The organism is Pseudomonas sp. HP_12, assembly GCF_055283955.1.
In genome coordinates this window covers 1-20,386 of record NZ_JBTOQG010000024.1, presented here as the reverse complement: position 1 = coordinate 20,386, position 20,386 = coordinate 1, and the positions used below count along the sequence as shown (strand labels likewise).

The 20,386-nt window shown below is 59.8% G+C and carries 21 protein-coding genes and 1 tRNA gene; 13 read left to right on the top strand and 9 right to left on the bottom strand.

Features of this window, described 5'->3' with window-relative positions; translation table 11 throughout:
• Positions 1 to 62 precede the first annotated feature (62 nt).
• Complete coding sequence (locus ACYASU_RS17075; RefSeq protein WP_463583459.1) at positions 63 to 482, top strand: glycine zipper domain-containing protein; 420 nt, start codon at positions 63 to 65, stop codon at positions 480 to 482.
• A gap of 241 nt (positions 483 to 723) precedes the next feature.
• On the opposite strand, the gene ACYASU_RS17070 is transcribed toward ACYASU_RS17075, so the two are convergent.
• The 4 genes from ACYASU_RS17070 to ACYASU_RS17055 all read right to left on the bottom strand — a co-directional run bounded on the left by ACYASU_RS17070 (position 724) and on the right by ACYASU_RS17055 (position 4,603).
• Positions 724 to 799, bottom strand: a tRNA-Phe gene (locus ACYASU_RS17070).
• Between the two features lie 102 nt (positions 800 to 901).
• Positions 902 to 1,174: an oxidative damage protection protein gene (locus tag ACYASU_RS17065; RefSeq protein ID WP_192130801.1), complete on the bottom strand. Its 273-nt coding sequence runs from the start codon at positions 1,172 to 1,174 to the stop codon at positions 902 to 904.
• Positions 1,171 to 2,238 carry an A/G-specific adenine glycosylase gene (mutY, locus tag ACYASU_RS17060; RefSeq protein WP_463583458.1) on the bottom strand — a complete coding sequence of 356 codons (1,068 nt, stop codon included), beginning with the start codon at positions 2,236 to 2,238 and terminating at the stop codon, positions 1,171 to 1,173. The genes ACYASU_RS17065 and mutY overlap by 4 nt, the downstream gene beginning before the upstream one ends.
• A gap of 136 nt (positions 2,239 to 2,374) precedes the next feature.
• The gene (locus tag ACYASU_RS17055; RefSeq protein ID WP_463583457.1) at positions 2,375 to 4,603 is read right to left on the bottom strand and encodes an AsmA family protein; all 2,229 of its coding nucleotides are present in this window, start codon (positions 4,601 to 4,603) and stop codon (positions 2,375 to 2,377) included.
• A 330-nt stretch (positions 4,604 to 4,933) separates the two neighbouring features.
• Between ACYASU_RS17055 and ACYASU_RS17050 the strand changes: the two genes are divergently transcribed.
• The 7 genes from ACYASU_RS17050 (at position 4,934) to ACYASU_RS17020 (ending at position 11,108) form a co-directional block, all read left to right on the top strand.
• Positions 4,934 to 6,595, top strand: coding sequence for an OFA family MFS transporter (locus ACYASU_RS17050; RefSeq protein ID WP_346628011.1), 1,662 nt, complete (start codon positions 4,934 to 4,936; stop codon positions 6,593 to 6,595).
• Between the two features lie 292 nt (positions 6,596 to 6,887).
• Complete coding sequence (hisB, locus tag ACYASU_RS17045) at positions 6,888 to 7,481, top strand: imidazoleglycerol-phosphate dehydratase HisB (protein ID WP_065987388.1); 594 nt, start codon at positions 6,888 to 6,890, stop codon at positions 7,479 to 7,481.
• Positions 7,481 to 8,119, top strand: coding sequence for an imidazole glycerol phosphate synthase subunit HisH (hisH, locus tag ACYASU_RS17040; RefSeq protein ID WP_122534019.1), 639 nt, complete (start codon positions 7,481 to 7,483; stop codon positions 8,117 to 8,119). The genes hisB and hisH overlap by 1 nt, the downstream gene beginning before the upstream one ends.
• A complete protein-coding gene (locus ACYASU_RS17035) occupies positions 8,119 to 8,379 on the top strand; it encodes a DUF2164 domain-containing protein (protein WP_463583456.1) in 261 nt (86 codons plus the stop codon). Before hisH ends, ACYASU_RS17035 begins: the two co-directional genes overlap by 1 nt.
• A 92-nt stretch (positions 8,380 to 8,471) precedes the next feature.
• Positions 8,472 to 9,209 (top strand): 1-(5-phosphoribosyl)-5-[(5-phosphoribosylamino)methylideneamino]imidazole-4-carboxamide isomerase, encoded by a 738-nt coding sequence (gene hisA, locus ACYASU_RS17030; protein ID WP_282365563.1) that lies wholly within the window; start codon positions 8,472 to 8,474, stop codon positions 9,207 to 9,209.
• 170 nt (positions 9,210 to 9,379) lie between these two features.
• Positions 9,380 to 10,150, top strand: coding sequence for an imidazole glycerol phosphate synthase subunit HisF (gene hisF, locus ACYASU_RS17025; RefSeq protein WP_282365561.1), 771 nt, complete (start codon positions 9,380 to 9,382; stop codon positions 10,148 to 10,150).
• Positions 10,151 to 10,352: 202 nt separating this feature from the next.
• Positions 10,353 to 11,108, top strand: coding sequence for a substrate-binding periplasmic protein (locus tag ACYASU_RS17020; protein ID WP_463583455.1), 756 nt, complete (start codon positions 10,353 to 10,355; stop codon positions 11,106 to 11,108).
• 34 nt (positions 11,109 to 11,142) lie between these two features.
• Here the strand turns inward: ACYASU_RS17020 and ACYASU_RS17015 are convergent, their stop codons facing one another.
• The 4 genes from ACYASU_RS17015 to gpmI form a co-directional block, all read right to left on the bottom strand.
• Positions 11,143 to 11,904: a divergent polysaccharide deacetylase family protein gene (locus tag ACYASU_RS17015; RefSeq protein ID WP_463583478.1), complete on the bottom strand. Its 762-nt coding sequence runs from the start codon at positions 11,902 to 11,904 to the stop codon at positions 11,143 to 11,145.
• 40 nt (positions 11,905 to 11,944) lie between these two features.
• Positions 11,945 to 13,276 (bottom strand): S41 family peptidase, encoded by a 1,332-nt coding sequence (locus tag ACYASU_RS17010; RefSeq protein ID WP_192171289.1) that lies wholly within the window; start codon positions 13,274 to 13,276, stop codon positions 11,945 to 11,947.
• A 30-nt stretch (positions 13,277 to 13,306) separates the two neighbouring features.
• Positions 13,307 to 14,629: a murein hydrolase activator EnvC family protein gene (locus tag ACYASU_RS17005; RefSeq protein ID WP_463583454.1), complete on the bottom strand. Its 1,323-nt coding sequence runs from the start codon at positions 14,627 to 14,629 to the stop codon at positions 13,307 to 13,309.
• 138 nt (positions 14,630 to 14,767) lie between these two features.
• Positions 14,768 to 16,303 (bottom strand): 2,3-bisphosphoglycerate-independent phosphoglycerate mutase, encoded by a 1,536-nt coding sequence (gene gpmI / locus ACYASU_RS17000; RefSeq protein WP_346628007.1) that lies wholly within the window; start codon positions 16,301 to 16,303, stop codon positions 14,768 to 14,770.
• A 161-nt stretch (positions 16,304 to 16,464) separates the two neighbouring features.
• On the opposite strand from gpmI, the gene ACYASU_RS16995 reads away from it, so the two are divergent.
• The 4 genes from ACYASU_RS16995 to ACYASU_RS16980 all read left to right on the top strand — a co-directional run bounded on the left by ACYASU_RS16995 (position 16,465) and on the right by ACYASU_RS16980 (position 18,748).
• Complete coding sequence (locus ACYASU_RS16995; protein WP_192171481.1) at positions 16,465 to 16,878, top strand: rhodanese-like domain-containing protein; 414 nt, start codon at positions 16,465 to 16,467, stop codon at positions 16,876 to 16,878.
• Position 16,879: 1 nt separating this feature from the next.
• Positions 16,880 to 17,134 carry a glutaredoxin 3 gene (grxC, locus tag ACYASU_RS16990; protein WP_192171286.1) on the top strand — a complete coding sequence of 85 codons (255 nt, stop codon included), beginning with the start codon at positions 16,880 to 16,882 and terminating at the stop codon, positions 17,132 to 17,134.
• A 76-nt stretch (positions 17,135 to 17,210) separates the two neighbouring features.
• A complete protein-coding gene (gene secB / locus ACYASU_RS16985; protein ID WP_192171285.1) occupies positions 17,211 to 17,705 on the top strand; it encodes a protein-export chaperone SecB in 495 nt (164 codons plus the stop codon).
• A 278-nt stretch (positions 17,706 to 17,983) separates the two neighbouring features.
• Positions 17,984 to 18,748: a hypothetical protein gene (locus ACYASU_RS16980; protein ID WP_463583453.1), complete on the top strand. Its 765-nt coding sequence runs from the start codon at positions 17,984 to 17,986 to the stop codon at positions 18,746 to 18,748.
• Between the two features lie 52 nt (positions 18,749 to 18,800).
• Here ACYASU_RS16980 and trmL read toward each other — a convergent pair whose 3' ends face one another.
• Positions 18,801 to 19,256, bottom strand: a complete 456-nt coding sequence (gene trmL, locus ACYASU_RS16975; RefSeq protein WP_463583452.1) for a tRNA (uridine(34)/cytosine(34)/5-carboxymethylaminomethyluridine(34)-2'-O)-methyltransferase TrmL — start codon at positions 19,254 to 19,256, stop codon at positions 18,801 to 18,803.
• Here trmL and ACYASU_RS16970 point away from each other — a divergent pair.
• Positions 19,255 to 19,695 (top strand): hypothetical protein, encoded by a 441-nt coding sequence (locus tag ACYASU_RS16970; protein ID WP_192171283.1) that lies wholly within the window; start codon positions 19,255 to 19,257, stop codon positions 19,693 to 19,695. The two genes, trmL and ACYASU_RS16970, sit on opposite strands and share 2 nt — an antisense overlap.
• Positions 19,696 to 20,386: the final 691 nt, after the last annotated feature.

Here is a 20,386-nt window from a genome sequence, read left to right as displayed (position 1 = left end):
GTTGTTTTAGTCCTGCTCGATGCTTCTCCGAGAGGCTACTTCACCCACTTGAGATTGAATCCATGCGAATCACTGTACCGGTACTACTTTTAGGAATGCTTGGCGCTCAATGCGCGCTGGCGGCTGGGGATGGAACATCCGCAGTGGGCGGAGGCATAGGCGGTGCGCTTGGGAATGTCATTGGACAGCAAATGGGTGGAAGCACCGGCGCGGCGGTTGGTGCTGGTGTCGGCGGAGCCGCTGGCGGGGCTTTGGGCGCCAAAAGAGGAAGCAAGACCGAAGCGGCTATCGGCGGGGGGCTGGGATCAGCGGGTGGGTCTGTCATTGGTAACCAGTTGGGTGGCTCAACAGGGTCAACCATAGGTGCCGGCTTGGGCGGCGCTGCCGGAGGCGCAGTGGGTAGCAACTTGGCAGATGACGGCGGCAACAATCGATCTCACGGCAAGCGACATGGGCACAAGAAAAACAAGCATGATCGATAGACCGGCGATCTGCTCCCATACCTCCAATCGAGCGACTTGAGCGACGACACAGCGCGATTGTCGGAGACGCCGGCCAGCACCTCGGCGTCTTCACGCAGATCCGGCTCTGAGCTCACGAATCCATTCACATCTATCCGGGATTACATGGAAACGGTAGGGAACCGTGAAAAGCAAAAAGCCCACACGAGGCGGGCTTCTTGTGTGTTTTCAGGTGTGCTTGGCATCACCTGAAAACGAAAGGTGGTGCCCAGAGACGGAATCGAACCGCCGACACGGGGATTTTCAATCCCCTGCTCTACCGACTGAGCTATCTGGGCAACGGGGCGCATTAAACGTGTTTTTCAGGAGGTCGTCAAGCATGGTGTCGAAAAAAATCTGAATTATTTCCTCCGCTTACGACGACCACTGTCTGCAAAGGCTTATTCGGCAGGGGGAACGTAGCCGTCGGCCTTGGCGTATTCCTCGCCGGACAGGTATTTGTCCATCTCGGTCTGCAGGAATTTGCGATCTTCGGCGTTCATCATGTTCAGGCGGCGCTCGTTGATCAGCAGGGTCTGGTGTTTCTGCCAGTCGCCCCAGGCTTTCTGCGAGACATGGTTGTAGATGTCTTCACCTTTGGCGCCCGGGTACGGCGGACGGTCCAGGCCAGGCAATTCTTCTTTGTATTTGCGGCACATCACGGTGCGGGTCATGAGGACTCTCCTGCATTCAATACGTCGGCTGCGTGTTTCAGCAGTTTCTTCACCGGGGCGGCAAGGCCCAGGCGCGGCGGGGTGGCGAGGTTATACCAGAGCCAGTCGTCCTCGGCCACGTGATGGGCGGACTCACGGACCCGGACCAGCCAGGGCTCGATGCTTAGCTGAAAGTGGCTGAAGGTGTGGATCAGGCCCGGCAAGGCTTGATGCTCGCCCAGCTCGAGGGCGTGCTGATTGGCCAGATGCTGCATGTCGTTGAAGTCGTCCAGTTCCGGCAGGCTCCACAGTCCGCCCCACAGCCCGGTCGAAGGGCGGCGATAAAGCAGAATCGCGCCTTCGTGGTTGGCGAAGATGGGCATCAAGGTGCGTTTTTGCGGCACGACCTTGCGCGGCTTCGGGATGGGATAGCGGGTTTCCTGGCCGAGCATGTGCGCCTCGCAACCGCGCTCAAGGGGGCAGAGCAGGCAGCTGGGTTTGGTGCGGGTGCAGAGCGTGGCGCCCAGGTCCATCATCGCCTGGGTGTAGTGATTGACCCGGCTGTGCGGCGTGTAGCGCTCGGCCGTGGCCCACATCTGCTTCGCCACCTTGGGCTCGCCGGGATAGCCTTCCTGGGCGGTGAAGCGGGCGAGTACGCGCTTGACGTTGCCATCGAGGATCGGCGCGCGCAGGCCCATGCTGATACTGGCAATCGCGCCTGCCGTCGAGAGGCCGATACCGGGCAGCTCGACGAGCTTTTCCACGTCGCGGGGAAACTCACCGCCGTGCTCGGCCACCACGATTTTCGCGGCTTTCTGCAGGTTGCGCGCGCGGGTGTAGTAGCCCAGCCCGGTCCACAGATGCAGGACCTCATCTTCCGGCGCTTCGGCCAGAGCCTGCACCGTGGGCAGCGCTTCCATGAATGTGCCGAAATAGCCAAGCACCGTGCTGACCTGGGTTTGCTGCAGCATGATTTCCGACACCCACACCCGGTACGGGGTGATGTCGTGTTGCCAAGGAAGATCGTGACGGCCGTGGCGGTCGTACCAGTCGAGAACGGCGGAGGAGAACTGCTCGGGTTGCATCAAGGCTTCCGGTGATCAAAAGATGTTGGGTTGCTATATACGTTGCCAGACGCCGCGCTGTCGGAGGCCAGCCAAAACTGAATGTGGGAGTGAGCTCACTCCCACAACTTAACGGCGCGGCGCCTGTTAGTCAGGGTTAACGCTTGAACAATCCCTTGATCGCATCCTTGAGCTCGGGGCTGACCTTGTCCCCCAGCTTTTCATCGATCTTGTCGCCAATCCGGTCGCCTGCCAGTTTCGCGGCGACTTTGCCCAAGCCGTCGTTATCCAGACGACAGGCCTTGGCGCCCATTTCGAGCGGGCCACGGCAGAGCACCGGCCATTCGATGCCGACAAAACGCGGGTTCACTTCGCAGGCCGGATCCGGCATGTCGCTCTTGTCGCCTTCGATGATCACGCCGACGCGGTAATTCATGCCCATAACACGCAGGTCGATGTCGCCATCGCCGTTGACGGTCAAGCCCGGTGTGCGAACTTTCAGGTCCGGGTTGCTGGCGACGCCGTTGCGGAACACCAGGTTGCCATTCAACTGCTGGAAGGGCGTGTCCTTGCCGCGCGGTTCGCCACGCAAGCTCTTGCGGTTGAGCGTCGAGATGCCACGGCACAGCTGCTGCTCAAGGTTGGCATTGACTAGCACGCCGTCGTTCAGCGCAAAACTGGCGGTGCCGTTAAGGCTCTCGACCAATGCCTTCTCGCTGTTGCCTTTGGCGGTCACATCGCTGGTGAGGTTGAGCAGGCCGCGCAGAGGCGGCGTGGTGCCCTGGCTCTGAATGAAGTGCTCCACCGGCACCTTGGCGATATGCGTCTGCACGCTGGCCAAGGGCACTTCGGGACGCGCGTCGAGATTGCCTTTGACCTCCAAATTGCCGTTGTACAAATCGCCGCGCAGGCTGTCGACCGTGATCACGCCATCGAGCGCAGAAGTCTTCAGCGCCGCATTCTGGATCGGCAGTTTTTCCAGCGTCAGCTTGCCGAAGCTCAGGTCGGCGTCGACATCCAGTTTGCGCAGGCGCTCGAGGGGCAGCAGCTTTGCGTCGCTCCAGGCACCTTGGGTCGGCTGGTTTGGCAGCGGCGAAGTGCCCGAGGCCACCATCGCTTCGGCCTCGGCACCTTGAACTTCTGCTCTGCGCGCGGCGCCGGCGCTCTTCGCCTGTTCACCTTCGGGCACGCGGTAGCGGTCGGCGTTGAACGTATCGGCTTTGAGTTGAAGGCGCAGGGACTGTTTGGCGAAGTCTTCCACAGCGACGTGGCCGGTGATGGTGCTGTCGTCGAGTTTCACCGTCAGGTCATCCAGCGAGACGCTGTTGGGCGTTGCAGCGATGCGGGTGACCAGTTCCAGTTTGTTCAGGCTGCCGTCACCAAGGGCTGGCGCAGGCTGGCCGATGTTGTCGAGGAAGTCGCGCAGGTTGAACTGGGCAATCGAAATGCCGCCTGTGAGCTGCGGCGTCTTGTCCAGATCACGTACATGCAGCTCGCCGATGGCGCGCAGTTGATTGGCGGACAGCTTCAGATTGGTCCATTCCGCCACGTTGGCGGACATGTCTGCCAGCAACTGGCCCTGGGCCGAGAACGTCAGCGTCTTGCCCTGGAGCGGATCGCCCGTCACATCGCCGGAGAAACGCATGTCGTCGAACTGGTAACGCTTGAGCACGCGATCAAAACGCAGCTTGCCGGTCAGTTCGGTTTTGGTGCGCACGACGGGTTGGTTGGTGCTGAGGAAGGCGGTGAGTTTCAGCGGGATGTCAGTCGCGTTGTGGATCGGCCCCGTGCTCAACTGGATGCTCTCGGCGCTGAATTGCCGGGCCTTGGGAATATCGTTGAAATCGATCCGCGCGTTGTTCACGGTCAGGCTGTCGATGTCCAGCTTGAGCGGCTGCCACTGCTTGTCGGGCTTGGCCGACGCGGTATCAGCTGGCGCATCCGGCGTGGCGGGGGGCTGGGCTGGATTGGCCGCGGTGGCAGGCACTTTGCCGATGTCTTCCCAGTTGCCGTGGCCGTTTTCGTCGCGGGTCAGCGTCAGGTTGAGGCCCTCGACGCGCACGTCGCTCATCTGCACTTCCTTGCGCAGCAGCGGCAGCACACGCACGGACAGCCCGAGCATCTGCAAGTCGGCGAAGGGTTTGGTCGGCTCGCTCAAGGTGGCGACGCTGGCGTCGTGCAGCTCCAGGCCCAACCACGGAAACAGGCTCCAGCCAATATCGCCATTGAGCGTCAGCTCGACATGGGCGCGATCGCGAACCAGTTTTCGAATCTCGTCTTTGTAGTCGTTGGGATCAAAAAAGTGGGTCAAGGCAAAGCCGAGAGCCACGATGATCAGCAACAGCCCGAGAAGGGTGAGCCCCAGGATTTTGCCGAACGCTTTCATGGGCGAGTCCTTGTGTCGAGTCGTTCAAAATTTAGCCCGCGAGTATAGCGTTCTCAGGCAAGCACCGGGTTTTGGATCGCCACCGACGCCGTCGTTCGAATTGGCGGCGCCCCGCACAGTGACAAACGGCGCGAAAAAGGTAATAGCAGAATGCTTTCTTTTGGGCTGCAAATGGTAATCTCGCGCCATTCGCCAGCCTTGCTGCGTCGAATTGTCACGTAAAGAGATGTCCTGCCGATAAACCACCGAGGCCTGCGTGCTTTAAGAGTGGTGGCGGAACTATGTCGCTGTTCTTGCGGGATACAACTATAAATTGGGGGCAACAATCAAATGACCACGAGCACTGTTCTGGGCGGTACTGCCGCTCAGCCTGCGTTCTTGTCCAAAGAGCGCATTATCGCCAAACGCGGTTTCAACCGTTGGCTGGTTCCGCCAGCTGCATTGGCAATCCACCTGTGTATCGGCATGGCCTACGGCTTCTCGGTGTTCTGGCTGCCGTTGTCCAAGGCAATCGGCATCAAGACCGCTGTTGCCTGCCCGGCTGACATGGGTTTCTTCGAGCAAGTCGTTTCGTCCAGCTGTGATTGGCCGATCTCCATGCTCGGCTGGATCTACACCCTGTTCTTCATTTTCCTGGGTTGCTCCGCAGCCATCTGGGGCGGCTGGCTGGAACACGCAGGCCCGCGCAAAGCCGGTGTCGTCTCGGCACTGTGCTGGTGTGGTGGTCTGCTGATCTCGGCCCTGGGCGTTTATACGCACCAGATCTGGCTGATGTGGATCGGCTCGGGCGTGATCGGCGGTATCGGTCTGGGCCTGGGTTATATCTCGCCGGTTTCGACGTTGATCAAGTGGTTCCCGGACAAGCGCGGCATGGCGACCGGCATGGCGATCATGGGTTTCGGCGGTGGCGCGATGGTTGGCGCTCCGTTGGCAACCGCACTGATGAGCCACTTCGCTACGCCTGACAGCGTTGGTGTATGGCAGAGCTTCGTGGTGATGGCGGTGATTTACTTCATCTTCATGATTGGCGGCGCACTGTCCTATCGCGTTCCGCCGACCGGCTGGAAACCTGAAGGCTGGACCGCTCCGGCGAAGAAAGCCAACAGCGCGATGATCACCAACCGCCATGTGCACGTCAGTGTTGCGTGGAAGACGCCTCAGTTCCGTCTGGTTTGGCTGGTGCTGTGCCTGAACGTTTCGGCAGGCATCGGCATCCTCGGCATGGCTTCGCCCCTGCTGCAGGAAGTGTTCGGCGGCAAGCTGCTGGGCACCGATCAGCCGTTCGGCCAACTGGATGCCTCGCAACTGGCGGCCATCGCGGCGATCGCGGCCGGCTTCACCGGTCTGCTGAGCCTGTTCAACATCGGCGGTCGTTTCTTCTGGGCTTCGTTCTCGGACTACATCGGCCGTAAAGCCACCTACTTCGTGTTCTTCGCGCTGGGCTTCTTGCTCTACGCCTCGGTGCCGACCCTGGGCCACTTGGGCAGCGTTGCGCTGTTCGTGGCGGCGTTCTGCGTCGTGCTGTCGATGTACGGCGGCGGTTTCGCGACCGTTCCGGCTTATCTGGCTGACCTGTTCGGTACGCAAATGGTCGGTGCGATCCATGGTCGTCTGCTGACCGCATGGGCGGCCGCTGGCGTGCTCGGCCCTGTGCTGGTGAACTACCTGCGTGAGTATCAGTTGAGCCACGGCGTTGCACGGGCCGATGCTTACGACATCACCTTGTACATCCTCGCGGGTCTGCTGGTGCTGGGCTTTATCTGCAACCTGCTGGTTCGTCCGGTGGCCGACAAATACTTCATGACCGACGAGCAATTGAAGGCTGAACAAGCCATCGGCCACGATGCCGGCGCCGACCACAGCACCTCGCTGGAATGGAAAGCGGACCCGAGCACCAAGCCGTTGGCGATTCTGGCCTGGCTGGCAGTGGGCATTCCGTTGGCGTGGGGCGTGTGGATCACTCTGCAGAAAACTGCGGTGCTGTTTCACTAAAACCATGGCGGGATCGGTCTGAAGATTTCAGGCTGAACCCGTTAGTGTGAGGGTGGGGGCGAGCTTGCTCGCGAAGGCGGTCAGACATTCGACAGATATGTCGAATGTAAGGACCTCGTCGCGAGCAACCTCGCTCCCACTTTTTTTGCCGAAATGTATTCGCTTGTACACACATGTCTATCGCATGCAGGCCGCATTCCCTCGGTCCGGCATTGCTCGCTTCATGTTTCTGTTTCCCTGCCACACGCCTATAATGGCCGCCTTTTCGCCCAATGATTTTGCGGAGCTGGTGATGGCCGAACGTATGGTGTTCGTCGAGCGCGACACTCTGGAAACCCAGATCAAAGCCTCGATCAACCTGGATGGCACAGGAAAGTCCCGATTCGACATCGGCGTTCCTTTTCTTGAACACATGCTCGACCAGATTGCCCGTCACGGGCTGATCGATCTGGACATCGAATGCAAAGGCGACCTGCATATCGACGATCACCACACCGTGGAAGATGTCGGTATCACGCTGGGGCAGGCGTTCAGCAAAGCCATCGGCGACAAAAAGGGCATCCGTCGCTACGGCCACGCCTACGTCCCGCTGGATGAAGCGCTGTCGCGCGTGGTCATCGACTTCTCCGGACGGCCCGGCCTGCAAATGCACGTCCCTTACACCCGCGCCACCGTCGGCGGCTTCGATGTGGACCTGTTCCAGGAGTTCTTCCAGGGTTTCGTCAACCACGCCAATGTCACGCTGCACATCGACAACCTGCGCGGCCACAACACCCACCACCAGATCGAAACCGTCTTCAAGGCGTTCGGCCGTGCGTTGCGCATGGCGGTAGAGCTGGACGACCGCATGGCTGGCCAGATGCCGTCGACCAAAGGCGTGCTGTAATGCAGACCGTTGCCGTTATCGACTATGGCATGGGCAATCTGCACTCGGTGGCCAAGGCGCTGGAGCACGTCGGCGCCGGTCGCGTGCTGATCACCAGCGATGCCGACGTCATCCGTGAAGCTGATCGAGTCGTGTTTCCCGGTGTTGGTGCGATTCGCGACTGCATGGCGGAAATTCGTCGCCTGGGCTTCGATGCTCTGGTGCGTGAAGTCAGCCAGGACCGTCCGTTTCTCGGGATCTGCGTCGGCATGCAGGCGTTGATGGAGCGCAGCGAAGAGAGCGGCGGCGTTGATTGCATCGGCACTTTCCCCGGTCAGGTGCGTTTCTTCGGCAAGGACCTCCACGAAGACGGCCAGCATCTGAAAGTCCCGCACATGGGCTGGAATGAAGTGGCGCAGGCCGTGGATCACCCGCTCTGGGCCAACATTCCGGACATGGCGCGGTTCTACTTCGTGCACAGCTACTACATCGAATCGCCGAACCCCCAGCAGATCGTCGGCCGTGGCCATTACGGTCACGACTTCGCCGCTGCATTGGCCGATGGCTCGCGCTTCGCCGTGCAATTCCACCCCGAGAAGAGCCATACCCATGGCCTGCAGTTGCTGCAGAACTTCGCGGCGTGGGACGGCCGCCGGTAATGAGCAAGAAGACCAAACCGCCGATTCTGACCCTCACTCCCGAACAGGAGAGCGAGGCGTGCCACACGATCAAGCGGTTCATGGAAGACCGTTTCGAGCTGGACATGGGTTCGTTCGAAGCGGCTGAAATTCTGGAATTGTTCACCCGCGAGATCGCGCCGCATTACTACAACCGGGCGATCTTCGATGTTCAGACGCACCTCAAGGAGCGTTTCGAAAGCATCGAAAGCGACCTGTGGGCGTTGGAGAAAAGCAGCTAGAAGCGGCAAGTTTCAAGCTGCAAGAATGGTTAGATGCGCAGACTTGCAGCTTATAGCTCGCGGCTCGCAGCTCTTTTGACGAAGGAAAAAGAATGCTCATTATTCCCGCGATCGACCTTAAAGATGGCGCCTGTGTACGTCTGCGCCAGGGCCGGATGGAAGATTCCACGGTGTTCTCCGATGATCCGGTGAGCATGGCTGCCAAGTGGGTCGAAGGCGGTTGCCGTCGCTTGCACCTGGTGGACCTGAACGGTGCGTTCGAAGGCCAACCAGTCAATGGCGAGGTCGTGACGGCGATTGCCCGTCGTTACCCGAATCTGCCGATCCAGATCGGCGGCGGTATCCGCTCGCTGGACACCATCGAGCACTACGTCAAAGCCGGCGTGAGTTACGTGATCATCGGCACCAAGGCGGTCAAGGATCCTGACTTCGTCGCCGAAGCCTGCCGCGCGTTCCCGGGCAAAGTGATCGTGGGTCTGGATGCCAAAGACGGCTTCGTTGCCACCGACGGCTGGGCCGAAGTCAGCACCGTGCAGGTGATCGATCTGGCCAAACGCTTTGAAGCCGACGGCGTCTCGGCCATCGTTTATACCGACATCGCCAAAGACGGCATGATGCAGGGCTGCAACGTCCCGTTCACCGCCGCGCTGGCCGCTGCGACCCGCATTCCGGTGATCGCCTCGGGTGGCATCCATAACCTGGGCGACATCAAGGCGCTGCTCGACGCAAAAGCACCGGGCATCATCGGCGCAATCACCGGCCGTGCGATCTATGAAGGCACGCTGGATGTGGCTGAAGCACAGGCGTTTTGTGATTCGTACAAAGGCTGACTGCCACGCCCCCGTGTAGGAGTGAGCTTGCTCGCGATAGCAGTGTGTCAGACGTATGTTTGCTGACTGACCCGGCGCATCGCGAGCAAGCTCACTCCTACAGGGACGTGCTTCAAATCAGAATGTTGTGATGTTGGGCAGATTCCCAACCGTTTTCGGAGAACCGGCCCATGGCCCTCGCCAAACGCATCATCCCTTGCCTGGACGTCGACAACGGCCGTGTGGTCAAGGGCGTGAAGTTCGAGAACATCCGCGACGCCGGTGATCCGGTCGAGATCGCCCGGCGTTATGACGAGCAGGGTGCCGACGAGATTACCTTCCTTGACATCACCGCCAGCGTTGATGGCCGCGACACCACGTTGCATACCGTCGAGCGCATGGCCAGTCAGGTGTTCATCCCGCTGACCGTGGGTGGAGGCGTGCGCACCGTGCAGGACATTCGCAACCTGCTCAACGCCGGTGCCGACAAGGTGTCGATCAATACCGCTGCGGTATTCAACCCTGAGTTCGTCGGCGAAGCCGCTGCCCGTTTCGGCTCGCAGTGCATCGTTGTGGCCATCGATGCCAAGAAGGTCTCGCTGCCCGGTGAAACAGCGCGCTGGGAAATCTTTACCCACGGCGGTCGCAAGCCGACGGGCCTGGACGCGGTGATGTGGGCGAAGAAGATGGAAGACCTGGGCGCTGGCGAAATCCTGCTGACCAGCATGGATCAGGACGGCATGAAGAACGGTTTCGACCTTGGCGTGACCCGGGCGATCAGCGATGCCCTTGGCATCCCGGTCATCGCATCGGGTGGTGTGGGCAATCTTGAGCATCTGGCCGCCGGCGTGCTGGAAGGCCACGCCAGCGCCGTGCTGGCAGCAAGTATCTTCCACTTCGGCGAATACACCGTGCCAGAAGCGAAGGCGTACATGGCGGCCCAAGGGATCGTGGTTCGCTGAGGCGCCTCCGGCCGTTCAGCCGCTGAATATCGGCGGCCGCTTAGCATTCTTCGCGGGCAAGCTCGCTCCCACATTGGGGGGGGTGCGCCGCGGCGGGGTCATGACCGACCTGCTCCGAAAACGACCATGCCTACCGCCGAACTGGACTTTGCAGATCGTTAACGGCACTCTCTTGCCGTCGTCAGGGTCAGGTGCCAGGGATATGTTCAAAGGTGTTTTTCTTGCACTGATCAGCGTTGCGACGTTGCTGTCAGGAGCCGTCCGGGCCGACGATGCACCGGCCTATTCGATAGTCCTTCTGACCGAAAACTTCCCCCCTTACAACATGGCCACCGACGGCAAGAATTTCGCCCAGGAAGCCAACATCAAGGGCATCGCCGTTGAGGTGGTGCGCGAGACCTTCAAGCGTGCCGGTATTGGCTACAACATGACCCTGCGCTTCCCTTGGGATCGCATCTACAAACTGGCGATGGAAAATCCCGGCTACGGCGTCTTTGTGACTGCGCGATTGCCCGAGCGCGAAACGCTCTTCAAGTGGGTCGGCCCCATTGGCCCCGACGACTGGATTCTGCTGGCGCGGGCTGACAGCCCAATCCAGCTGAGCACGCTTGAGGCCGCGCGGTCTTACCGAATCGGGGCCTACAAGGGCGACGCCATCGCAGTGGAGCTTGCGCGTCAGGGCATGAAGCCGATCACCGTGCTCAGCGACAAAGACAACGCCAGGAAGCTGGTCGATGGTCAGCTCGATCTGTGGGCCACCGGCGATCCGGCGGGGCGGTACCTGGCGCGGCAGGAGGGCATTACGGGATTGAAGACCGTGCTGCGCTTCAACAGCGCCGAACTGTTTTTGGCGCTGAACAAAGACACCCCCGATGCCGTGGTCCAGCGGCTGCAAAGTGCGCTGGACCAACTGCGCAGAGAAGGCGTGGTCGATTCAATTTTCGCCAAATACCTCTGATCACTTCTCGGACCTCTGGCGAAGCGCCTTCGGCCTAGCGATAACGCCCGTTCTTGCCATGGCCGGCCATCGCCTCATTTCCGCGCTCAGTGACCATGTGGCGGATCTCGATCAGCTCTATACCTTGGGATTTAAGCTTGGGCAGCTCGCGCTCAAGCACGTCGAGCGTCACCGGATAGGGATGGCCGATCATTACGGCCGAGCCTTGCTTGTGAGCGAGCTTGATCGCCGTCTGAAGCTGGCCGCTAATGGCCTCTGCGGTGCGCTCGTCGTCGAGGAAGACATCCCGGGACACGCTGGCCAGCCCAATCTTCTGGGCTTCAGCCGCCGCAACGGTTTTGGCGCTGGTGCGGCTGTCGACCAGAAACAGATGACGTCGCTGCAGCTCACCTACCAGCCAGCCCATGGCCACCGGCTCAGCGGTCATGCGGCTGCCCATGTGGTTATTGATGCCAGCGGCGTAGGGGACTTTCAGCAGCGCAGCGTTCAGGCGCGATTCGAGCTCGGGCAGGGGCAGTTCGGGATGCCAGGCGTAGGGCCCGGTCGCCGGATCCATGGGCATGTGCAGCATGACCGTCTTGCCAGCCTTGTGCGCCTGGCGGGCGAAGTCGGTGGCGTGGGGGGTGTCGGGCATGATCGCCAGCGTCACGGGGCCGGGAAGGGCCAGCGCGCGGCTGTCCCGTTCAGGGTTTTGCCCGAGATCGTCGATGATCAAACTGAGATAGGCGACCTTCGGCGCTTTGCCGGCGGTCGCTGGGGATTCGACGGGCGCTGCGTGTGCAGCACCCGTTGTCACGACAAGGGCGCCAATGAGCCCGGTCAACCAGACGCGCACCTCAATTGCCGCGCGTGACACTCAAACCCTTAAGCAAGCTGAGGGCCTGGTTCATCTGGTAGTCATCGTCCTGCGGACGCGCCTTGCCAGCCTTGGCCTTGGTGGTCGGTTTGTCCGCGCCGCCGTTGCCGTTGCCCAAGTGACCGAGCAGATCGGCCTCTTTGTAGTTGTCGCCATCGGCTTCGGCGGTGAGCTTGGCGCGTTTGACTTCGATGTCCGGGTTGATGCCCTGAGCCTGAATCGAGCGGCCGTTCGGCGTGTAATACAGCGCCGTGGTGATCTTCAGCGCGCGGTCGTTGGCCAGCGGCAGAACGGTTTGCACCGAGCCTTTACCGAACGTATCGGTGCCCATCAGGATGCCGCGCTTCTGGTCTTGCAAGGCACCGGCGACGATCTCCGACGCCGAGGCGCTGCCGCCGTTGATCAGCACAACCAGAGGCACGCCTTCGCTGGCGTCGGCCGGGTCTGCCGAGAAACGCAGTTCGGAGTTGGCGATGCGGCCCTTGGTGTAAACGATCAGGCCCTTGGTCAGAAAGTGGTCAGCCACTTCGACTGCCGCCTGCAACACGCCACCCGGGTTGTTGCGCAGGTCGAGGATCAGGCCGCTCATCTTCTTGCCGTTGTCTTTGCGCAGTTTGGCCAGCGCCTTGCCGACTTCCTCACCGGTCTTGACCTGGAACTGGGTGATGCGGATGTAGCCGTAACCCGGCTCCAGCATCTGCGCCTTCACGCTCTTCACCTGAATGGTGGCGCGCGCCAGCGTCACGTCGAACGGGGTGCCGCCGTCACGTACCAGCGTGAGGGTGATTTTCTCGCCGAGCTTGCCGCGCATCTTGTCCACGGCTTCCTGCATGGTCTGGCCCTGGGTCGGCGTGCCGTTGATCTTGACGATCAAGTCGCCTGCCTCAATGCCGGCCTTGGACGCAGGGGTGTCATCGATGGGAGAGACCACCTTTACAAAGCCGTCTTCGACGCCCACTTCGATACCCAACCCGCCGAACTCGCCGCTGGTGCTTTCCTGCAGCTCCTGGAAATCTTCCGGGCCCAGGTAAGCGGAGTGCGGATCGAGGTTACTGAGCATGCCCTTGATGGCGTTTTCCAGCAGGGTCTTGTCATCTACGGGTTCGACGTACGCGGCTTTGATCCGGTCCATGACCTCGGCGAAGGTGCGCAGCTCGTCGAGCGGCAGCGGCGCCTTGATGTTCGCGGCATTGGCGGGCGCAGTGGCGGCTGGCGCAGCGGCAGGTGCGGCACCGGCAGCCTGGGCCAGAGGAGCACCGATAACGACGGCGATAGTCAGGGCCAGCGAGGTGAGGCGGGACGAAAACAGCATGTCTTACGAACTCCTGAGTGAGGTGTCGACTTATCCTTGAGTGCGACACCATTGGGCCGGATCACTAGGGCGACCCTGCTGACGAATAGCGAAATACAACGCCGGAGTGTCCTGACCGCCACCACTGTTACCGACAGTGGAGATCGCTTCTCCGGCTTTTACGACGTCACCGGCCTCTTTCAACAGGCTCTGGTTGTGACCGTACAGACTCAAATAACCATTGCCGTGGTCGAGAATGACCAGAAGCCCGGCGCCGCGCAACCAGTCGGCGAAGACCACCCGACCGCCGTGCACCGCGCGGACCTGGCTGCCTGCAGCCGCACTGATCAACACGCCGTCCCACTTGGTGCGCTCGTCATCGCCACGGCTTTCACCGAATCGCGCCAACAATCGACCATCGACGGGCCAAGGAAGTTTTCCCTTTGCTTGCTCAAAAGCGCCGCCGTACGACTGACCGGCACTGGAAACCATCGCGCCGGGCGCTTTGGTCGGGCGACGCGGGGCTTCATCGATGTCGTCCTTGATGTTGTCTTTTTCACGGCTTTTCGCCAACGCTTCCTGCTCGCGCTGCCGTTTCTCGGCCTCTTGCTGCGCGAGCAACGCCTTCTGGCGCGCCTCTTCGGCTTCACGGGCCTGGCGGGCGAGGGTCTCCTCGATGGTCTTGAGGACTTTGGTCAGGTCGGCTTGATCCTGCTGCCGCGACTGCAGCTTCTGGTCGCGAACCTTGTAGTCCTGATTCAACTTGGCCAGCGCTACCTGCCGTTCCTGGCGGACGGTATCGAGCTGGGCTTTCTGGTCATCCAGCGAGCTCTTCTGCACCAAGAGCTGCGCTTGCTGCAGGTCGATGTCTTTCTCGACGCCGGCCAGCTGGCGCAGGGTTTCATTGAAGTTGCGCAACTGCTCCAGGCGCGCCTGGCTCAGGTAATCGTAATAGGTGAGGGTGCGGGCGAATTTCTCTGGGTTCTGCTGATTGAGCAGCAGTTTGAGGTATTCCTGGCGGCCGCTCTGGTACGCAGCGCGGGCCTGAATGGCGATCAGTCGTTGTTGTTCAACGCGTGCGCTTTGGAGTTTTTTTTTCTCCTGGTCGAGCCGTTGCAGCTCGCTTTCAGTCTTTTTTAGTTCTTTTTGCAGGGCCTCCACCTGCTTTTCCAGCTTGCCCATCTCCGTTTCAGTGGAGCGCAGGTCTTTCTGAACGCCTGACTTTTCTTCCTGCAGCTGGCTCAGCGCTTTCTTCAGTTCGGTGATGTCCTGACGCGTGGCATCCAGCTGTTTCTGCGTTTGTGCGCGATCATCGTCGGCAAAGGCCGGATTGAGCATACAAATCAAAGCGAGGGTGATCAGGGCGCGAAGCATGAGGTTGGGCGATACCAGGAGTGAAGACGGGACTAGTATGCCCGGCGGTGGCTGCAAAAAAAACGCTCGGACGACTTGGCCGTCAGACATTTCATACAAAACCGGCCCGCCAGCGACTGGCGGACCGGTTCGAGAGGCTTACTTGGCAACCAGAATCGATGTGCCGGTCATTTCTTGCGGGATTTCCATGCCGAGCAGCGTCAGCATGGTGGGCGCGACGTCCGCCAATACGCCGCCATCGCGCACCTTCAGGTCACGCTTGCCGACATAAATGAACGGTACCGGCTCGGTGGTGTGAGCGGTGTGAGGCTGGTGGGTCTCCTCGTTGGTCATCTGTTCGACGTTACCGTGGTCGGCCGTGATCAGCGCTTCGCCGCCGACCTTTTCCAGCGCCTGGGTGATGCGCCCGACGCAGACGTCCAGGCACTCAACGGCCTTGACGGCTGCTTCCATGATCCCGCTGTGGCCCACCATGTCGCCGTTGGCGTAGTTGACGACGATCACGTCATAACGCTGATGCTCGATGGCGTCGACGATTCGGTCGGTGACTTCCGGCGCGCTCATTTCTGGCTGCAGGTCGTAGGTCGCCACTTTTGGTGAAGGGATCAGGATCCGCTCTTCGCCGGGGAAGGGTTCTTCACGGCCGCCGGAGAAGAAGAACGTCACGTGGGCGTACTTCTCGGTCTCGGCGATGCGCAGCTGAGTCTTGCCGTTGTTCGACAGGTATTCGCCAAGCACGTTGTGCAGGCCGGCCTTTTCGAACGCCGCGGGTGCGTCGATGTTGGCGGCGTACTTGGTCAGCGTGACGAAGCCGGCCAGCTTGGCCTGACGGCGACGGGCGAAGTCCGCGAAATCGTCTTCGACGAATACGCGGGTCAGTTCGCGGGCGCGGTCGGAACGGAAGTTCATGAACACCACCGCGTCGCCGTCTTCGACTGTCACCGGCGCGCCGATGCTGGTGGCTTTAACGAATTCGTCGTTCTCGCCTCGCTCATAAGCGGCGTCCAGCGCGGCCTTGGCGTTGTCGGCGTGGAACTCCGAAGTGCCGTCGACGATCAGGTTGTAGGCAGCTTCGACACGGTCCCAGCGATTGTCGCGGTCCATGGCGAAGTAACGGCCGATGATCGTGGCGGTGCGACCTTTGCCCAGGCGCGCGTAGGCTGCTTCCATGGTCTGCAGGTATTGATGGGCACTGCGCGGTGGCGTGTCGCGACCATCGAGGAAGGCGTGCAAGTAGATCTTGTCGGCGCCGCGCTTGGCGGCCAGCTCGACCATCGCCACCAGGTGATCTTCATGGCTGTGAACGCCGCCATCGGACAACAGGCCGAGGATGTGCACGGCCTTGCCGGCGCCGACCGCTTGATCGACTGCTTTGCAGATGGCGGGATTTTCGAAGAACTCGCCGTCGCGGATCGCTTTGGTCACGCGGGTGAAGTCCTGATACACCACGCGGCCGGCGCCCAGGTTCATGTGGCCGACTTCGGAGTTGCCCATCTGCCCGTCAGGCAGACCGACATCCATGCCGGACCCGGAGATCAAGCCGTTTGGCATGGTCTGGTACAAGCGATCGAAGACCGGCATCTTCGCTGCGTAGACCGCATTGCCGTGGTGGCTGTCGCTGTGACCGAAGCCGTCCAGGATGATCAGAACCAAAGGTTTAGGCGTGGTAGTCATGAATCCCACTCTTGGCTAATAGGTGAAGTAGAAAAAAGATCGACAGTTTAGGGACAAGTTCAAATCGGCAACAAGCTAAACGACGTCACTGCCGTACGGGCTTTGGCCGACCTTGGGTGCTGTGTATACTGGCCGACATTTTAACGCCCTGGAACCTGATGATGGTTGCTCACCTGATTGAATTTGCCACGAATCACTATTTGCTGACGGGTGCTTTCGTCATCCTGCTGGGCCTGCTGATCGCAACCGAGCTTAGCAAAGGCGGCCGCAGCCTGAGCACCGGCGAATTGACCGCTCTGGTCAACCGCGACGAAGCCGTTGTCATCGACGTCCGCGCCAAGAAAGACTTCACTGCCGGCCACATCGTCGGCGCGGTGAATTTCCCCCAGGACAAAATCCTGACCCGCACTGCGGAGCTGGAGAAATTCAAGCCTAAAACCCTGATCATCGTCGACGCCGCTGGCCAGCACGCCGGCCATACCGCACGGGAACTGCTGAAAGCGGGCTTCAACGCCGCCAAGCTGTCCGGTGGTATTTCGTCATGGCGCGGTGACAACCTGCCGCTGGTGAAGTGAAATGACTGACGTCGTCGTCTACTCCAGCGATTACTGCCCTTATTGCTCCCGCGCCAAGTCGTTGCTGGCGGGCAAGGGTGTCGGCTTCCAAGAGATCAAGGTCGACGGCAAGCCACAGATTCGCGCTGAAATGACTAAAAAATCCGGGCGTACCTCGGTTCCGCAGATCTGGATCGGCCCGGTCCATGTTGGCGGTTGCGATGACCTGTTCGCGCTGGAGCGCGCCGGCAAGCTGGATAAGCTGCTGAGCGCCTGAATTCGAACCGGGATGTGGAAACGATGGTTTTTTGCACAGCCCGGAAGCCTACAAGACCCCAATGTAAGGATCTGAGATGACTGATCAACCGAATAACGGCGCCACTTCCAACGAAGAAGAAGCACCGCAGTTTTCCCTGCAACGCATCTACGTCCGCGACCTGTCGTTCGAAGCGCCAAAAAGCCCGGCGATCTTCCGTCAAGAATGGACCCCGAGCGTTAGCCTGGACCTGAACACCCGCCAGAAGCAGCTGGAAAATGACTTCTACGAAGTCGTGCTGACCCTGTCGGTCGAAGTGAAGAACGGCGACGAAATCGCCTTCATCGCTGAAGTCCAGCAAGCCGGTATCTTCCTGATCAAGGGCCTGGATGCCAGCTCGATGAGCCACACCCTGGGCGCGTTCTGCCCGAACATTCTTTTCCCGTACGCTCGCGAAACCATCGACAGCCTGGTTGTCCGTGGCTCGTTCCCTGCGCTGATGCTTGCGCCGGTGAACTTCGACGCCCTGTACGCGCAAGAACTGCAACGCATGCAGGAAAGCGGCGAAACGCCAACGCCTACCGTTCAGTAAGCGTTGTTGCTGCAATAAAAAAGCGCCTGTGATGGGCGCTTTTTTGTGGGCGTCTGTTCTGGGCTGGATGACGACGGCCTAGTTATCTATTTACCGGTATTCTCAGGTATTCGAATTAATCACCACGGTGTTTCCAGGTTTCTGGCTAGTCGCAATTACAGTTGACGGGTTTATTTCGATTTGGTCTTTAAGAACGCTTGTATTGTTGATGACCTCTTTTACTATTAGGGAGGGCACGATTTTCTGCCCTTCCCTAACAGTCACATGGATGAGTGGTTATGAACAGTGAGAAAGATGGCGCAGTTGACGCTGACGTGGATGGGTGCAGTAATCCAGTTTTTCAGTTCTATACAAATACTGGCTATGTTAACTATCAAAGTTTACAGGAAGGAAAGCTGAGTTTTGGCTGGTCGAAGAGTGATTGGTTGGTTAATCATCCTCGAGGAAAAGTGAGCGTTGAGTTCCGTACACGCGCAAGCGGCAGCTTTTCTAGCGCCGCTGCTGAGTTCCAGAACGAAAACACAGATACAGCAACGAGTGTGCTCACCCAGGATATTGCACTTGAGCTCAGCAAAGAGGCGACTACCCCATTGATCAACGGATATATAACCTTCAACTCCAAGGTGCAGGGGGAGGAGGGTTATAAGGCTTACTCGGAAGAGAGGGTGCTATTCTTGATTGACGATCAACTGCCCGCGCTGAGCTGCGACAATATCGTTGCTGATAAAGCGGAGTTTGATCTTGATGCGACGCCTTCCGAGGATCTGGTTTTTAGACAGGCAACGCCTGATGGTAGATCAGGTACTGTGGCCCCAGTGGTGGTTTTCGGTGGTACGACTTTGTCGGTGACGCCCGTGGCTTTCAATGAGAAGTACGGAAGGATCCGGGGAGCGTTAAACATCACAATGGCTAAGAGATATTTGCGCTACTGGGTAGGTGAGGAAGTATTCGTTGGGTGCAAGTGGAGTTTTGGGCAAGGGGAGGAATACCGAGAGTACTATTCCGAAATGCGGAAGTTGAAAGTTACAGGCACCCCGGCCTGAGTGTTTTATAGCTATCGTGCGGGCCCCCGGTGTTAGCCGGGGGCTTTAGCATTTACCGGAACCCCAACTGCCGCCAGCCTTCATACACCGCCACTGCGACAGTATTCGACAGATTCAGACTGCGGCAGCCTTCGCGCATCGGCAGGCGCAGGCGTTGATCGCTCGACAGCGGATCCAGCACCTCCGGCGGCAGCCCTCGGCTTTCCGGGCCGAAAAGGAAAGCATCGCCCTCCTGGAATTGCGCATCGTGGAAAACCCGCGAGCCCTTTGTGGTAAAAGCAAACAGCCGCGGGTGGCCGATGCTTTCAAGGCAGCTCGGCAGGTCGGCGTGACGATGAAGCGTGGCGTATTCATGGTAATCAAGGCCGGCTCGACGCAGGCGCTTGTCATCCAGCTCGAAGCCCAGCGGCTCGATCAAATGCAGGCTGCAGCCGCTGTTGGCGCAGAGCCTGATGATGTTGCCGGTATTCGGCGGAATTTCTGGTTGAAAAAGGATCACGTGAAACATGCACGGCTCCGAACGAAAGGACGGGATGCATTCTACCCCTGAAGAAGACCCCAGACCGAAGCTATGGCCCAAGTTTCTGGGCTCGGTGGCGATTGTCGGTGTGATGGTCGGGCTGATGATCGGCCGCGTGACGACCCCGGACCCCATCCAGCTGCAAACCGTCGAAGTGCTGCCGAACGGCGTTGCCGTGTGGTTTAACCGCGAGCCGCAGCTTCATGGTGAACACATCGACGGTGCTGTGGCGCTGCTGTTCAACGCCCAGGGTCAGGCGCAGAAAGGCGAACTGAAGCTCAACGGCAAAGACGTACGCTGGAGGGTGCAACGAAGTGATAAGGGGCTGTTGCTGAACCTGCTGGCGGCCCGTCCTCTGCACGGCGACTGGCGCGGTGCGACCCAGGACGGGCGCTGGAGACTGGAGGTCAGTCTCCGGGAGGAATAAAAGAGGGGAATCCCCGGCCTGCCTGTACCAAGGTCCCCAAAACTGGTGATATATAACCTATTGCAGCGTGCGTGCCAGTTTTGGGAAAAGTCCGTAGGAATAATCGTAATGTCCTGCAGGAGACGGGTTTAGGGCCTTTCAGCCTGCGCCTTTTATAGACGGGTATAGGGAAAGGTTCGAATCGACTTTCGGAGTTGGATATTTGGTGAGCGTTTTTGCACGCTATTCGCGCATTGACCCGTACCGAGTGACCAAAGTGATGCACGCCAAACCGGAGCGGCAAGGTTGCTCTTAATCTCGCCGCCTTCAGTACATATGGGTACATGAATGGTCTGTAACCTCGCTGAACCCTAAATTGTGGGACCGGCTTTAGCCGGGAAGGCGTCAGGCGTTACGCCGCAAATCTATAGCGCACCTGGCGGCCGCTTCCCGGCTAAAGCCGGTCCCACTAAAAGCATCGCGTGCATGCAGTGGGCTCGCTGAACCCTAAATTGTGGGACCGGCTTTAGCCGGGAAGGCGTCAGGCGTTATGCCGCGAATCTATAGCGCACCTAGTGGCCTCTTCCCGGCTGAAGCCGGTCCCCCTAAAAGCGTCGCGTGCATGCAGTGTGCTCGCTGACCCTAAATTGTGGGACCGGCTTTAGCCGGGAAGGCGTCAGGCGTTATGCCGCAAATCTATAGCGCACCTGGC

Excerpts from the sequence above, each read along its gene's own strand:
- gpmI (WP_346628007.1), bottom strand. The coding sequence starts at position 16,303 with ATGACTACCACGCCTAAACCTTTGGTTCTGATCATCCTGGACGGCTTC.
- hisA (WP_282365563.1), top strand. The coding sequence starts at position 8,472 with ATGCTCATTATTCCCGCGATCGACCTTAAAGATGGCGCCTGTGTACGT.
- trmL (WP_463583452.1), bottom strand. The coding sequence starts at position 19,256 with ATGTTTCACGTGATCCTTTTTCAACCAGAAATTCCGCCGAATACCGGC.
- ACYASU_RS16970 (WP_192171283.1), top strand. The coding sequence starts at position 19,255 with ATGCACGGCTCCGAACGAAAGGACGGGATGCATTCTACCCCTGAAGAA.
- ACYASU_RS17065 (WP_192130801.1), bottom strand. The coding sequence starts at position 1,174 with ATGACCCGCACCGTGATGTGCCGCAAATACAAAGAAGAATTGCCTGGC.
- ACYASU_RS16980 (WP_463583453.1), top strand. The coding sequence starts at position 17,984 with ATGAACAGTGAGAAAGATGGCGCAGTTGACGCTGACGTGGATGGGTGC.
- ACYASU_RS16995 (WP_192171481.1), top strand. The coding sequence starts at position 16,465 with ATGGTTGCTCACCTGATTGAATTTGCCACGAATCACTATTTGCTGACG.
- secB (WP_192171285.1), top strand. The coding sequence starts at position 17,211 with ATGACTGATCAACCGAATAACGGCGCCACTTCCAACGAAGAAGAAGCA.
- ACYASU_RS17010 (WP_192171289.1), bottom strand. The coding sequence starts at position 13,276 with ATGCTGTTTTCGTCCCGCCTCACCTCGCTGGCCCTGACTATCGCCGTC.
- mutY (WP_463583458.1), bottom strand. The coding sequence starts at position 2,238 with ATGCAACCCGAGCAGTTCTCCTCCGCCGTTCTCGACTGGTACGACCGC.
- hisB (WP_065987388.1), top strand. The coding sequence starts at position 6,888 with ATGGCCGAACGTATGGTGTTCGTCGAGCGCGACACTCTGGAAACCCAG.
- hisH (WP_122534019.1), top strand. The coding sequence starts at position 7,481 with ATGCAGACCGTTGCCGTTATCGACTATGGCATGGGCAATCTGCACTCG.
- ACYASU_RS17005 (WP_463583454.1), bottom strand. The coding sequence starts at position 14,629 with ATGCTTCGCGCCCTGATCACCCTCGCTTTGATTTGTATGCTCAATCCG.
- ACYASU_RS17075 (WP_463583459.1), top strand. The coding sequence starts at position 63 with ATGCGAATCACTGTACCGGTACTACTTTTAGGAATGCTTGGCGCTCAA.
- hisF (WP_282365561.1), top strand. The coding sequence starts at position 9,380 with ATGGCCCTCGCCAAACGCATCATCCCTTGCCTGGACGTCGACAACGGC.
- ACYASU_RS17050 (WP_346628011.1), top strand. The coding sequence starts at position 4,934 with ATGACCACGAGCACTGTTCTGGGCGGTACTGCCGCTCAGCCTGCGTTC.
- grxC (WP_192171286.1), top strand. The coding sequence starts at position 16,880 with ATGACTGACGTCGTCGTCTACTCCAGCGATTACTGCCCTTATTGCTCC.
- ACYASU_RS17035 (WP_463583456.1), top strand. The coding sequence starts at position 8,119 with ATGAGCAAGAAGACCAAACCGCCGATTCTGACCCTCACTCCCGAACAG.
- ACYASU_RS17020 (WP_463583455.1), top strand. The coding sequence starts at position 10,353 with ATGTTCAAAGGTGTTTTTCTTGCACTGATCAGCGTTGCGACGTTGCTG.
- ACYASU_RS17055 (WP_463583457.1), bottom strand. The coding sequence starts at position 4,603 with ATGAAAGCGTTCGGCAAAATCCTGGGGCTCACCCTTCTCGGGCTGTTG.